This is a genomic window from Paenibacillus sp. J22P169 (genome assembly GCF_059691995.1).
This window is the reverse complement of record NZ_JCAUAO010000002.1, coordinates 447,678-461,918: the sequence shown is the minus strand read 5'-3', so window position 1 is coordinate 461,918 and position 14,241 is coordinate 447,678. Positions and strand designations below refer to the sequence as shown.

8 protein-coding genes are annotated in these 14,241 nt (G+C 44.9%); all 8 read right to left on the bottom strand.

Annotation, left to right across the window (positions count from 1 at the left end; all coding sequences use genetic code 11):
- Nucleotides 1–147 precede the first annotated feature (147 nt).
- Nucleotides 148–1,965 (bottom strand): cache domain-containing sensor histidine kinase, encoded by a 1,818-nt coding sequence (locus AC58QG_RS16455; protein WP_497363197.1) that lies wholly within the window; start codon nucleotides 1,963–1,965, stop codon nucleotides 148–150.
- 366 nt (nucleotides 1,966–2,331) lie between these two features.
- Entirely contained in the window at nucleotides 2,332–5,337 is a 3,006-nt protein-coding gene (locus AC58QG_RS16450; protein ID WP_497363196.1) for a chondroitinase family polysaccharide lyase, read from the bottom strand.
- Nucleotides 5,338–5,462: 125 nt separating this feature from the next.
- On the bottom strand, nucleotides 5,463–7,061 hold the full coding sequence (locus AC58QG_RS16445) for a type 2 periplasmic-binding domain-containing protein (RefSeq protein WP_497363195.1): 1,599 nt from the start codon (nucleotides 7,059–7,061) through the stop codon (nucleotides 5,463–5,465).
- 61 nt (nucleotides 7,062–7,122) lie between these two features.
- A complete protein-coding gene (locus AC58QG_RS16440; RefSeq protein WP_497363194.1) occupies nucleotides 7,123–8,007 on the bottom strand; it encodes a carbohydrate ABC transporter permease in 885 nt (294 codons plus the stop codon).
- Between the two features lie 18 nt (nucleotides 8,008–8,025).
- Entirely contained in the window at nucleotides 8,026–8,973 is a 948-nt protein-coding gene (locus AC58QG_RS16435) for an ABC transporter permease (protein ID WP_497363465.1), read from the bottom strand.
- Between the two features lie 241 nt (nucleotides 8,974–9,214).
- Nucleotides 9,215–11,434 carry a helix-turn-helix domain-containing protein gene (locus AC58QG_RS16430; RefSeq protein ID WP_497363193.1) on the bottom strand — a complete coding sequence of 740 codons (2,220 nt, stop codon included), beginning with the start codon at nucleotides 11,432–11,434 and terminating at the stop codon, nucleotides 9,215–9,217.
- A gap of 211 nt (nucleotides 11,435–11,645) precedes the next feature.
- Complete coding sequence (locus AC58QG_RS16425) at nucleotides 11,646–12,776, bottom strand: glycoside hydrolase family 88 protein (protein ID WP_497363464.1); 1,131 nt, start codon at nucleotides 12,774–12,776, stop codon at nucleotides 11,646–11,648.
- 48 nt (nucleotides 12,777–12,824) lie between these two features.
- Complete coding sequence (locus AC58QG_RS16420) at nucleotides 12,825–14,234, bottom strand: sulfatase family protein (RefSeq protein WP_497363192.1); 1,410 nt, start codon at nucleotides 14,232–14,234, stop codon at nucleotides 12,825–12,827.
- Nucleotides 14,235–14,241 lie beyond the last annotated feature (7 nt).

Here is a 14,241-nt window from a genome sequence, read left to right as displayed (position 1 = left end):
TAATTCGAGGAAGCATGACCGCTTATATTGGTAAGTTTAGACGCCGATCGAGCTAAAGCTCGATGCGGACGGAATATGCTTCAGAGCTTGGCGTCACTTTGTGGGGAATTATAGGGATCTTTGAGCGGTGCTCAAAGTCTCTCCTTGTTACTGTCGTCTGGGTATACGAAATTCAACAACTGTTCCTTCTCCTTGTAAGGAATTCACCGTCATGTCATACCGATCTCCATATTGCAGCTTGATCCGCTCCGCAATATTTCTCAGGCCTATGCTCATCCCAGAAGCTTCTATTAAATCATCCAACTTCAACTTATTCGCTTCTGCCTCCGCCAGATTTTTGTTCAGTTCTTCTACTTGAGACGAATCCATGCCCACCCCGTCATCCGAAATTCGGATCCTGATATCGTTATCATTCGTAACGGTTCCTTCAAGGTAGATATTCATCACCTTGCTATAGTCGTGAAAACCATGGTTGATGCTATTTTCGACAATAGGCTGGAATACAAGCGGCAGAATGCGGCATTGCAAGACTTCTTTGCTCATTTGGACATGTAACTTGAATCGGTCGTCGAACCTAATATTTTGAAGTTTTAGATAGTTCACCGTATATTCCACTTCATTGCTGACCAAATGAAGACCTGCTTCTTTCCCCAATGACAATCTGAACATACGGGCGAGAATCTTGATCATGCCGGCGATTTCATCCTGCTCCTTTACAAGCGCTTTCATCCGAATGGATTCGAGCGTATTGTATAGCATGTGTGGATTGATCTGGTGCTGAAGCGCAAGGAACTTGGCATGCCTTTGCTTGATTTCCGCCAGATAGACTTCTTCAATAAGCGTCTTGATCGTGATGATCATCTTATTATAGCTATGTATCAGACTCCCGATTTCGTCATTAGAAATTTTTAGCTCAATCGGATGGTATAGCCCTGCTTCCGCTTGCTTCATGCTTCTGCGAAGATTCATAATAGGCCTCGTGATGTAAGAACTCATTGCAATCGAGATAACCATAATAAACAAAAAACTGATTGCAATGACCAGGATGGTCGATACTTTCATATTCCCGATTTTCAGCAACAATTTATCACGAGGAATCTCCGTTCTTACCACTAACTGGTTAGATGCCATGCTGCCGGTTAGTACAATCATCTTCTCCTCATTCTTATCCATTGCAGGGTTGCTCTGTCTGGCAGAGAGCTGTTTCCAGTTCGTCTTGCCGCTGGTCAGATCGGAGTGGTAAACCATCTCTCCCTTTTTGTTACTGACGATAACACGCATATCGTAACGGTCTCGAGCCACGATAAAATTCTCATTCAGCTTCAGCAGATGGGAAGGATCCATATCAAGCAATAGGACACCGGCGTAGGAACCGTTAGAGTTAAGCAACACTCTGCCGACCGTTAGAACCGCGCCCTCACCTTTATCCTCGTAGTAGGAACGATCGTGCAAGGCTGTGATGAACAACGTCTCCTCCGGATCAATATTTTTCTTATACCAATCCTGCTGCAGCAAGATACTTTCATTCACCACGCTGGAGGTATTGGAGTAATGATAGACATTATTCCCTTTCGTGATAAGCGTCAAGTAGCTGATTTCCGGCTTGAGCAATGCGATCCTCATTAGAATTCGGTTGATCATATTATTATTGACAATCAGTTCTGCCATCGGAAGCTTTTCTTCGCCTAAACGAGAGAGTATATCGTTGTCAATCAGGACAGTCTTGGTCACCCTGTCATACTCCTGAAGAAAGTCATTCATCGACGATTCGATCTGCGACGTATATAGCGCAGCAAACTCTTGCGAAGCTTCTTCCAAACTGTTAGCAGATTGGTAATAAATAATCGTGCTTACAATTAATAGCGGAATAATACAAACAAAGAGATAGCTAGCCAAAAACCTCTGATTCAACTTCATATTCGGCACAGCGGCAATCAGCCGTTGGATCCATTGCGTAAGGGCCATACGTATTCCCCTTCGGTAAGTAATGGTAGTCTCCCCAATAGTAACATACTCTCTCTTTTAGCAACAATACAGGAAAAGGAGAACATATTCGTTACAACAGCTGCAAGAATATCTCTAATGACCGGTTGTATTTGGTTATTCTATATGGAATCACTATCATAGATAGCGGAAAGAGCAGCCGATCTCTCGGCTGCTTTTTTCCTTCGTTTTTACCTATTTCTTTATAAAAAATTATATAACGCTTCAGCCGTTTCCATTCGTAAGGCTGTGGAAGAAGGAGAGAAGCGCTCGTTCGAGATGTCTGAAAGAATGCCTAGTTCGATCGCCTTGTTCACTGATCGAAAGTCTCATACTTCGCCCCCATTTTTATATTTTCATCTGCAAAACAAACTCTCGTGGCATTGCATCCTTACACGCAATTTCGATTACTGTTGTATGATCGTCTCCATTTCCTGCGAGTCGACAACCCAAATAGTCTTCTTTCATGATCCAATTTCCTCTCAAGGTGAGCCTCATCGTGGACGGAATGCTTTCAGCGTTGATCCACTCTCTAGAGTACACGCTAACTTCTACTTGGTTGCCATCCTCATCATACTGATCGGCTTCCAAGCCTTCATATAAGCGTAAATCAGGATCGACGGCGCTTACGATGAGTTCAGCACCTGCTTCCCGAATCATGATCATCGCAGGTGAGTCGACAGCGAGAACCCAGCCTGTATTAATGCCTGTATTCGCTTCGAACAACGCATAGGCCGTGGTTCGGTTAGCATTATCCTTCACGATGTGTGCGCTGCGATCTTTGCGAAGCACGATATATGCCGCCGTGTCCAAGCTTTTCATGTTGTTGCAAAATGCTTCAATACCACCAAGATCTGTTTTTACCAGTATCGTATATTCGTAACTGTCATGTTGAGGTGCGCATCCATGCCCAAGCACGGCAGTCGCAAAATCGCCCTGAGTATCCGCATCCGTTGCTTGATGCTTGGAATACTGAACATTTCTGGATAAGGACAACATTTGTCCTGCTGGGACATAATAGCCATTCTCCAAATGGTCAAGCAGCCACATTGGCTCATCCAATAGACGCTGAAACGCATATGGAAACTCGCAAATTGAGGTGTTGTTATTCACGTAGATTGGACTTCCCTGCTCAGCGAGGTGATTCTGAAACAGTGTCGTTTCGGTTGGATAGGCCGTGTTCGTATTCTCAATATCTGAGCCCAGACAAATGATGCGATTATCGAAAAAGAAGACAGATTTGCGTGCACGGTGGCTGCCTTCATATTTCGGATGTTCGTGCAGCTTCATCGCGAACATACCGTTCCTACCTTCCAAGTTCAATCCTCCGGCATACGTTTCATCTGAAAGCAGCATCTCTTCGAAGCCACTAAACGTATCCACGTTCCGAACATTCGAGCGAAGCTCTGGTATCGGTTTATGCACAGTGGTTGTCCCTGGCCAGCGGTTCCAATCCCAGCCATCGTGATGATAACCGCTAGCCTCATTATTGATGGGCTCGCCCTGGCTCATGATTTGCAGATGACCATGCGAAATGTACCGACCATAGAGGTTGGCGCTGACATACGATTCGTTCGCCCACAAATAACGACTATGACCTCTTGCGCCGACTAACCAAGAATCTCTGCGATGGATGGCCAGCGCTGCAAAATTCATCGTCCAATGCCCACTCGGATCCTCTTCCGGTGTAATACCCATCGCTGCAAATCGTTCAGCTGCTTCGGATTTCTCCTCTTGCTGGAGCAGCCGCAAATAGGCAGACGCCACCTCTTCGTCAACCGACTTCGATCCATCCGTGGTACCCGATAACGCCATATATTTAAACGGTTCTACTTCCAATGCGCCTTTCCCCGTAGGATGGCGCGCCGACAGGCTTAGCAGCCATTCGTATTTATTGGTGTACAATCGCATAGCTAGCAGTGCCTTACGAACAGACGCGTGAGCTCGTTCATCAATTCGGTATACGGTACCGCTTAGAAGATAGATGACTGGCGTAACCCCAAGGAAGCCGCCTATTGCATACGCTGGGTAATGGTTAACATGATGGTAGGCAGAACCATCTGATTTGTAGGCGGACCTTAGGCCTGGTGCGGGTAATAGAGATTGGCTGAGCCATTCTCTGAACGAAGACAGCTCACGCACTTTCATTGGTGAATCGGGCATGATCAGCAGACTTGCCAATATGCCATGCAGTGTCGTGTTGAAAATATCGATATTTCCTTCAATTTCTTCCAGTGGGGTATGAATGCGTCCTGCGCCGCTGAACCAGTACATCGTTTGCTGTGTTCGTTCAAGTCGACCCTCTTGCTCCAGCACATCTCGCATCAGAAAAACTGCCGGATAATAACTCCTGAAATTGTAACCGAAATGATGAACAGTCCCTTGGGAGCTGTCATAGGTCCACCCTTGCTCGTCCATATGATCCAGTAAATCAATAAACATGACTTGCAGATCTTGTTTCCAACTTGAATGTTTTGTGGAACGATAGCAGACGGCAATTTCCAATATGAAATCCGAGTAAGCAGATAGCTGTACACTGTTCGCCAGCTCCTTCAATCGTTCTTTCTCCAACTTTGGAAAATGGTCAAAGAAAGGAAGGTCGATCGGCCGTCCCGAGATCACATCCCCCTTTCGTGCAATTCCGAAGGTGGAGAAATTCTCCTTTATTCGCATCATGTCTTCATGGGTGACTGATCGTTCTTGTAAAAAAAGCTTCTCGAAGCGCTCATTCATAACTGCATGCGCCCATAACTGCTCGGATGAAACAACTTCAGGCACCGAATGCGTCCGCTCCAGCTCCTCAAAAGCATACAAGCTGAGCCAATGTGCGTTAGCTTTCTGATCGGCCTCCTGGTTTACGAACGGTACTTGCCTATCCCGCGTATGAAATCGAGGATCAATTCGTGTGTTCAGCATAAGCTGATTGATGTACAGCTTCCCTGTACCGATTGTCTTCGGTGCGCGAATGATCAAGGTGTCCATTTCAGGATGCGGTTCCCCTTGCATATCTCGCTCATAAGCAACCCAAGCCGTCCGCCACCCGCGGAAATTGAGGTGAAACTCAAATTGGCAATTCACCTCATCGTTCTTCCCAAATTGAAAGGTAAGCACATCTGATACTGGTTCTATGTTATAAATCCAAATAACGAACGAATCACGTTCCTGACTGATCGATCCCTCATGAAAAGGACGATAAAGACTAGGCTCATTAATTTTCAAATAGGAATCTGAGGCATATGCCCATAACAGACTACGTGTACCATATTTGTAATGCTGGTCGCTTATCGATAATTGTGAGCCGTTATCACTTGAGAATTGCGGTGGGATTTCATTTTCAAAAGTAAATATTTTCATATTCTAATCTCCTATTCACGTACGATTACATGCATTTTCTAACTAAAAAAAAAGAAAGACTATCCCTTCGTCCTTCGACTATGGGACAGTCCTTCCCTCAAGTTGTTAGTGAGAATCGACCGTCGTTATTTTGTTGCCTGATAGCGGTCATACACCGTTTGATAGATCTTCATCATTTTATCGAGACCCATTTCGTTCAACTTCTTCACGTAGTCGTCCCATTCTTTATCAATGCCGCCAGTCATCATCCACTTCGCATACATTTTACTAACGTACGCATCCACATCCGTCAAATAACGGGAAATTTGATCATTTTCTTCCGAAGTGAAATAGGCTTTTGGAAATGAATCATCGACAAGAAATGGTGCATAAACGTTATCAATATCGATTTTGGTCCGTTTACCTGAAGATGCAGCTACGGCCATGTCAGCAACTGCCTTCGTGGTTGCCCAAACGGAGTAAGCAGTAGGAGGTACTTGTTTGAAATCGTCCTCATTCGCCCCTTGTGGAAGTGCCACGACATCATACTTGCCGTCAGAGCGTTCTTTCAGGCTCTGCCCACCAATCACGCCTTTGCTTAGCTGCATGGAATTTTTCGGATCATACATATTATCAATCCAACGAATGGTTGCTTCTGGATTTTTGTTCACATTCGTGATCGCGAACGAACCCCTCAGCAGAATTCCCGCAGGATACTCCGCCCACACTTGCTTCTGTCCATTCGGTCCTTTCAGCGGTGGAAGCGAAACGTAATCCTGATTAGCCGGATTCCAGTCAAAAGCAACGCCTACACTCCCTTTTGCCGTTTTGGCATTGAATACCTTGGCATCCTGCGTGAAGCTTTCCTGATCGATCAAGCCTTCGGAAATCAGCTTGTTGACATATTGGATCGCTGCCTTGTATTCAGGTTGAACAGCCGTATATATCACTTTGTTATTCTCAACGGACAGGTGATTGTTACCTGCTTTGTGAACATCACGATCAATACGACCAAAAGCACCGAATAAGGAATTCACGTCGTTATTCCAATTTTGCAGAAATGACATCGGGATCTGATCCTTCTTGTTTTCCTTGAAAGCCTTCAACGTTGCATACAATTCGTCAGTCGTCGTCGGCATTGGAAGCTTCAGCTCATCCAACCATTTCTTGTTGATGAACATCGTTGATTTCGTTCTAGAATACGTTTCGTCAATGGTCGGTAGGGCATATATGTGTCCGTCCGGAGCCGTCAACTGTTTCTTGTAGACAGGATTGTCCTGTAACAACTTCTTTAAGTTCGGCGCGTACGTATCGATATAGCCTTCCAGCGGAATGAGAATACCTTGCGAACCATATTTAACAATATCCGTATCTTCGTTCAATATACCATGTGCATAGAAGGCATCAGGCAGCTCACCGCCAGCAAAAAGCAGATTTTTCTTTTCTTGCCAGCTGCTTCCCGGTGTCAGGTTCCAATTGATATGGATGTTCGTTTTCGTTTCGATATCCTGGAAAAACTTATAATCATTCAAATCTTTACCTGACGGTGGTTTGAAAGCAGCAATGTTTAATGTCAGCTTTTCTTTGGCAATTGGAAAATCGGTTACGTTTAGATTGCTTGGTACTTGAACTGTCGTCGTTTTTTTGTCGTCAACCGATACAGCCTGCTTATCTCCACAGCCTGCAAGTCCAACAGCCATACTTAATGTGAGTGCAACTGTACCTAATCCCCATTTATGATTCATATGCCAGCACCATACCTTCCGAATAGATAATATCTTACATGATCAAATATGAAATCCGTGACTATCCTTTTAATGAACCAACTAACGCGCCTTTAACAAAGTATCTTTGAAGAAACGGGTACAAGATCAGCATCGGTAAACTGGAAACGATAATAATCGCGTATTTCATCAACTCTAGCTTTTTCTGTTGCTCTTGTGAGCCGTCCATTAAATTTTGTAAGTCAGAGCCTTCATTCATAATCAAAATGTTCCGCAAAATAATTTGCAGGGGCTGCAAGCCATTGCTTTTCAAATAAATCAATGCTTGGAAATAGGAATTCCAATGTCCTACGGCGTAAAAGAGCACCATCACCGCGACAATCGGCATTGCCAAAGGAATAGCGATTTTCACAAAAAACTTCACATTCGAGCAGCCGTCAATCATGGCCGATTCGAGTACCTCACTTGGCACGTTGGATTGGAAAAATGTACGGACAATGATGACATTGAATACGGAAACCGCATTCGGAAGAATCATCGCCCATGTCGTATTCAGCAAGCCAAGGTCTTTGACCAGCAGGTAGGTTGGGATAAGCCCGCCACCAAAAAACATCGTAAATACAAGCAGGAACATGAATATATTTCTTCCAACCAAATCCGTTCTGGAAAGCGCATAGCCGGCCATAACCGTCAGCACAACATTAAGTGTCGTTCCGGTAACCGTATACCATAACGAATTTTTGAAACCAACCCAAATGGTCGCATCGGAAAACAGCCTTTTATAGCCATCCCATGTCACTTGTTGAGGAAAAAACAACAGCTTCCCAGAGTAAACCAAATCCGGATTTGTCACAGAAGCTGTAACAACAAAATAAAGCGGATAGAGAACAAGTAGGAGTAGAATCACAATCAACGAATAGTTGATTACGTCGAAGGTAATATCCGTCCTATTTTTAGCCAGCTTCATAGATCCCCCTCCACCCTTTTACCATAAGCTCGTTTGTTTTAACGATTTAGCTATTTGGTTCACACTGATTAATAAGATGAAATTAATGACAGTATTAAACAAACCAATCGCAGAAGAATAGCTATACTGCGCTTGTACAAGTCCTGCTTTATACACGTAGGTTTGAATCGTCTCTGATGAATCGATATTCAGTTGATTTTGCATCAAATACACCTTCTCGAAGCCAACACTCATCATATGACCCATGTTCATGATCAGCATGATGATGACAGTCGGCATGATCGCTGGGATATCAATGTGGACGACGCGCTGCAGCTTTGTTGCTCCGTCGACAACCGCTGCCTCATGATATTCAGGATTAACAGACGTCAGTGCTGCCAGATAGATGATGGTTCCCCAACCTATATTTTGCCAAATACCGGAGAAGACGAAAACGGTCTTGAACCAGTCGGCACTGCCCATAAAAAAGATGGGCTCGATCTTGAAAACAGCCAGCAGGCTGTTCACTGCACCTGTTTTGGGAGACAGAAGCAAGTACACAATTCCGACGACAACAACTGTGGAGATGAAATGCGGCGCGTATGTAACCGTTTGCACAAGACGTTTAAATCGCTCGTTTGTCAATTGGTTAATCATTAACGCTAATAGAATTGGAGCTGGGAATGCCACGAGAAGTTCATATAAACTAATCCCCAGCGTATTACTAATAATTGTGCCCAATTGATACGATTGAAAGAACCGTTCGAAGTTATCGAAGCCAACCCATGGACTGCCCATGATCCCTTTTATGGGATTGAAATTTTTAAATGCGATCTGCACACCATACATCGGGATATAATGAAAAATAATAAAGTAGGCAAGCGTCGGCAGCAGAAGCAAATATAAATCGTAGTTGCGAACAATTCTTTTTACCATTTTCGGAAGTGCGATTTTGGACGTTTGCTGATTGTTACCGTTGCCTACCATTTTGACATCCACCACATTCGACTTTAAAGTCATTTTGTTTTCACCTCCGCTGGATCTTATTTGTTGTTGAAGCAATTCCTAGTATTAAATCCGCCTTCATAGTTGTAATCTAACCATCTACACGACATCCGGTAAATAAGTGAGATCGCCAATCCACCTATGCGAAATTTATGATCTGCACGAATTTCAACCCGATATGCCAAATTTGAACCTTATATATGCTGTTTTCAACGTTGTCTACCTACTTAACTTGTTTTCGGTATTCGCCAGGTGTTAAACCAACTTGCTGTTTGAACGTACGGATAAAGCTAGACACATCGTAGTAGCCTATTTGTTGTACAATTTCCTTAACGGAACTGTTATTGTCTCGAAGCAACCGTTTGGCCTGTTCGATCCGTACCTCTTTCAAATATTCCATGACAGTTCGACCTGTCTGCTCTTTGTAATAACGGCTCAAATAGGACAGGGAGAGTGAAAAATGCTCGGCAATCTTTTGTACAGAAAAATCATATTCACTATAGTTTTGCAACATATATTGGTTGATTTGGTCGATCATTACGGCAGGGGATGCCGACTTTGGCAGATCAAGGGACTGACATAATGTTGTGCAAGCGGTTGTGAGTAAGTCAGCAATTTCATCTAATGTCGTATAGTCGGTCAAAGCTAAAATGTCCGGCAAGTTATCCATTGAGCTTCCTGGTCTTCGCTTTTCCAGGCATGTAATAAATTTATGAATCATGTCATAACAAAGCTCTTTGGCGATAAACAGTGTCATTCCGCTTTGTTTCATTTTTATGGCGATTTGCTGGACACCCATGGTAATCCGAAATGCTTCACCACTCTGCAGCACGATTTCCAACTCGTCCAGAACACGTCTGGGGTTTAATAAATCAGCATGGTCGTGTGCCATGAGGTCATCGAAGAAGATCACTCGCTGATTGCCTTTGATCATCTTATAATCAATCGCCGTTGAGGCTTCCAAATACGAACGCCCCACTTGCGAAAGTTCCCGATATCCGTTTCCGATCCCCAGTGTAATCGGTATGTCAAACGTCATACTCAAATGGTCATGTAAACGATTTAACCAAAGCTTTTGATCCGCTGGACTGCCTCCCCAGGACACAATAAAAATCGCTCTTCGTTCTTCTAAGCTGATCTTTACATGTCCCACGGCATCTCCCCCGAACTGCTGCTCCACTTCTGCAATCAATTGCGCCCTGTAGAATAACTGGGAAACGGGGAGCTCTAGGATCATCACCGTGATATCTGGAAAAGGGAACGTAACGCCAACCTCTTCGCCCCGTTCATTCACATCGTCCAGTGTTTGAAATTCTCCCTTCAGTAAGCTACCTAGAAAATGGTCTCTTACAGCTGCACGATTTTCTTCCAACTTGTGGCCTAAGGTTCGATTCGAATCGGCAATATCGTTGATCATACTGCCAATTGCTTCGAATACGTTTGATTTGTGGATCGATTGACCTCGAATTGTTTCTACGAGAGCAGCTAGCTTTTTAACCGGATTGTAATTAAATACCATAACAACATAAACGAACGCGCAGCCAATGATCAAAATGAACAGCAAGTAACTAATCCACTTCAGGATGGCTTGATTTACGGGTGCAACGACGGAAGCATAAGGCAGCATGATGACATAGGTCAGACCGCTTTGCGTTGATTTCTGAAAGGAAACAACAAACTTTTGATGTTGAAATTCTTGAATATGTCGTTTGTCCACCCCATTCATGATTTGCTTGTAAAAGTCGACGGATTTCAAGAAATCCTCTTGTTTATAGGCGGAAATTAGTCTGCCTGACTGATCGAAAACGATTGCGTTCCCATTCTGCAGCAGCTGATCTGCATTAAGTCCTTTGAGCAATGTGTCTTCTTTTAACTCAAACAAAACCGTACCATACGGTTTTTGGTTCCTTATCGGAATCGGCACGAGATAAGTAATCAAACGTTGTGGGGGTAACCCCTCCATCCTAACTTCCTCTGCTGGCCGAAGCATGGTGGTGTTCACATGAGTCAAATCATTATTAAATTGTTCTTCGGTCCATTCGGCAAAGTGGTAAAATTTGCTCACAAAGTCATTGACCTTATAGGTACTTAACGAAGTATATAACTTCTCAGATCCGCGGATATGGAGGACAATTTCACGAATACTGTCATCGACAACCTTACTTTCCAATATCTTTTTTCCCTGATAGGTACTGAACATATCCTCTGCCAGTATATAAGGTGACAGCTCCGGGGCTTCCGTAATCTGATTAGCAATTTTATTCATCAAAATTAGTTTGTTATCCACTTCGCGCTGGAGGCTATTCAGAAGCGATTGATTGTTTCTCTCAACTTCGTCCCCCACAATCGTTGATAATTGATAGTACCCTGTAATTCCCAAAAAAAGCATTGGCAATAAAAGAAGCAATGTAAATGAAAATAAATAACGGTTAAAAACCGTCAAAACCCTGTGTCTATAAATCGTAGACTTCATCATATTTGCTTACGTTCATCCTTTGGGCTGTGACATGAACTTATGCCTTTCATTATGCATAGTTTCACCATAATCCAATAGGTGAATGTTTTATACCCCCTAAACGTGGAAGAAGAGCGCACATTCTAGCATCTGTGCGCCCTTCTATTCAATCTAAATGCCTCTCGCAAAACTTGGCCATTTACTTCGTCTTCCGCTCATACCAATAACCTGGAATCCCGCGTTCCATACGCATTAATGCTTCCAAGTAGTAATAATCGCCCCAAATCATATAATCATCCAAGCCGCTATTGCCTCTAACATGATAGGAGCCGTGCTTCAGCAAGCCTTCCGCTTGTTCGCCAATGGTTGCATACTTGCTAACAAGGGAATGCATCGTTTGATCCAGTCCTTGCTGGATCCAGCTGCGATCTTCATCCTCTTCCGGCAGCAGCTCCAACAGCTCCAGCATCCCGCAGGCCGTAATGGCCGATGCCGAGCTGTCGCGACTTGTATTCGCTTCAATCGGCACGTTGAAATCCCAATAAGCAACATGATCTTCTGGTAAATGATCAAGGAAATAAGATAACAACCGTTTAGCCGTTTGAAGGAAAGCTGGATCCTTCGTGTATCGGTAAGAAAGTGCGAAGCCGTAGATGCCCCACGCCTGACCGCGCGTCCAAGTCGAGCCATCCGTATATCCTTGATGGGTGCCTCCGCCAAGCGGGTCACCTGTCTCCGGATTAAAATAAAACGTATGATAAGAAGAGTCATCACCACGCACCAGATACCGTCTGGACAGCTCGGCCTGTTTGTACGCAATTTCGGCATATTTCGGTTGCCCTGTTATTTCGGAAGCCCAATATAGCAAAGGCAAATTCAGTAAACAATCAATAATGATCCGACCGCCATTTTTCTCATCGTTTTCCGGACCCCATGCTTGCAAAAAGCCGCCTTGCTCACGCCATCTGCCTAACAAATGATCCGCCGCCTGCAAAGCAAGATCACGGGCGCTCTCGTCCTTCTCCACGATCCATCCGGCTAATGCGGATAGCCCGTACAGGAAGCCGATATCGTGATGCTCTAAGCATACTTTCGCTTCCAGCCGCTTTTTAAAATCTGCAATTTGCTGCTTCGCTTGTACTTGAAAAAAAGCATCTTGACTATATTCATAGCTCAGCCAAGTTAGGCCTGTATGAAACCCTTCAATCCAATCCTCATTCGCAGACCATGCATAACGCTTATCATTGGTGATATGCGGAAAAGTGCCTGAATGTTGTTCCAAGTTCCGGCGAATTTTGCCGATTGCATCTTCAATTGCTTCACGCCACATTGCTGTCATCCTCTCTGTTTGCCCGTTTCCTTTTCGTTATTTCAACCCTCATACCAGTTCAAACTTATCCTCCGTACGATCTAACCAGCTTTGCAGTTCTTCCTCTAATGACATCAGAAGCTCTGTCCGTGGCCGCTCACTGAACACAACAGGATTGAGCTGATACGGGTCCTTCTCATGCTCATAGAATAAGCGCTGCACTTCCGCGCCGGGCACATACCCTTTATGCACGACATAGGTGTACTGGCTTGTGCGGATTCCCCGCCAGCCAAATCTCCGATTGTCTAAACCAGCGGAGGCGAAGAGCTCAATTGCATCCTTTCTTCCAGGAAAGGCGCAAATAAAAGCAGAAGAAATGTCGGTATGGCTCGTACCAAGAAGATCTCCGGACAGATCAAGTCCTTCTACAGACGCAGGAACAGGGACCCCGGCGAGACCTAGCAGCGTAGGCATAATATCCACACTATTAAAAAGCAGATTCGTGCTGCCCTTCCCAACCGTGCCGCTCCAGCTCATCAAACAAGGGATCGCAATGGATTCCTCATGCCAAGAATGCTTCGCCATGAAGCCGTGCGAGCCCATAAGCTCACCGTGATCCGACGAGAGCACGATCAGCGTGTTTTCCGCGATTCCGAGCTCCTGAACCTCACGCCAAATTCGGCCGAACTGCTCGTCCATGCCGGATACCGCTGCGAAGTAGTCTCGCGTATACCGGAGCAATGCCTCTTCCCCGCTCTCAAAAGGCTCGCCTGTATGCGCTGCCAGCTGCTCCGAGCTCACGTTCGGACGCAAGCTGAGCTCTCTTCCGCTATAGAGTTCCTTGTAACGTTCAGGTACAAGCTCAAAGGGGCTGTGAGGCGGATTCCAAGAGACAAATAACGCAAACGGATCCGTTTGCTCTTTCCCTTTTGCCCGGATAAAGTCCAGCGCAACATCGGTCTCATGCTCCAATGACCATTGGTCCACTTGAATCATCTCCGGCGTGTCTTTCCAATAATGCGGCTTTAGATGATGATCGTACGCACCGTAGGAATACCAGAAATCGAAGCCATGCCGTTTCGAACCTGGCGGTGTATACGCATCCCACTCGCGCGCGCCAGATTGAGGCTCCGGGCACCCATTCTGCTCAGGTAAATCCAGATGCCATTTGCCAATATACCCCGTCTGATACCTCGCTGCCTTAAGGAGATCCCCGATACATACCTCTTCAGGACTCAGCATAACGTCTGCACCGTTTTTACAGTTCGTATAGACCCCCGTCGATTGCGGATACTTGCCTGTCATGAGCGCTGCCCGGTGCGGCGAGCATAGCGGTGTACAAGAGAGCGCATGGTTAAACACTAGACTCTCCTCTGCGAAATTGTCGATATTCGGGGTGATGACTGGATCTTCCCCCATAAAACCTACAGCTTGCTTACGCCATTGATCTGCAAAAATATAAATGATATTTGGTTTCATAATCGAC

Coding starts and splice junctions, on each gene's coding strand:
- AC58QG_RS16455 (WP_497363197.1), bottom strand. CDS start 1,965: ATGGCCCTTACGCAATGGATCCAACGGCTGATTGCCGCTGTGCCGAAT.
- AC58QG_RS16450 (WP_497363196.1), bottom strand. CDS start 5,337: ATGAAAATATTTACTTTTGAAAATGAAATCCCACCGCAATTCTCAAGT.
- AC58QG_RS16445 (WP_497363195.1), bottom strand. CDS start 7,061: ATGAATCATAAATGGGGATTAGGTACAGTTGCACTCACATTAAGTATG.
- AC58QG_RS16440 (WP_497363194.1), bottom strand. CDS start 8,007: ATGAAGCTGGCTAAAAATAGGACGGATATTACCTTCGACGTAATCAAC.
- AC58QG_RS16435 (WP_497363465.1), bottom strand. CDS start 8,973: ATGGTAGGCAACGGTAACAATCAGCAAACGTCCAAAATCGCACTTCCG.
- AC58QG_RS16425 (WP_497363464.1), bottom strand. CDS start 12,776: ATGTGGCGTGAAGCAATTGAAGATGCAATCGGCAAAATTCGCCGGAAC.
- AC58QG_RS16420 (WP_497363192.1), bottom strand. CDS start 14,234: ATGAAACCAAATATCATTTATATTTTTGCAGATCAATGGCGTAAGCAA.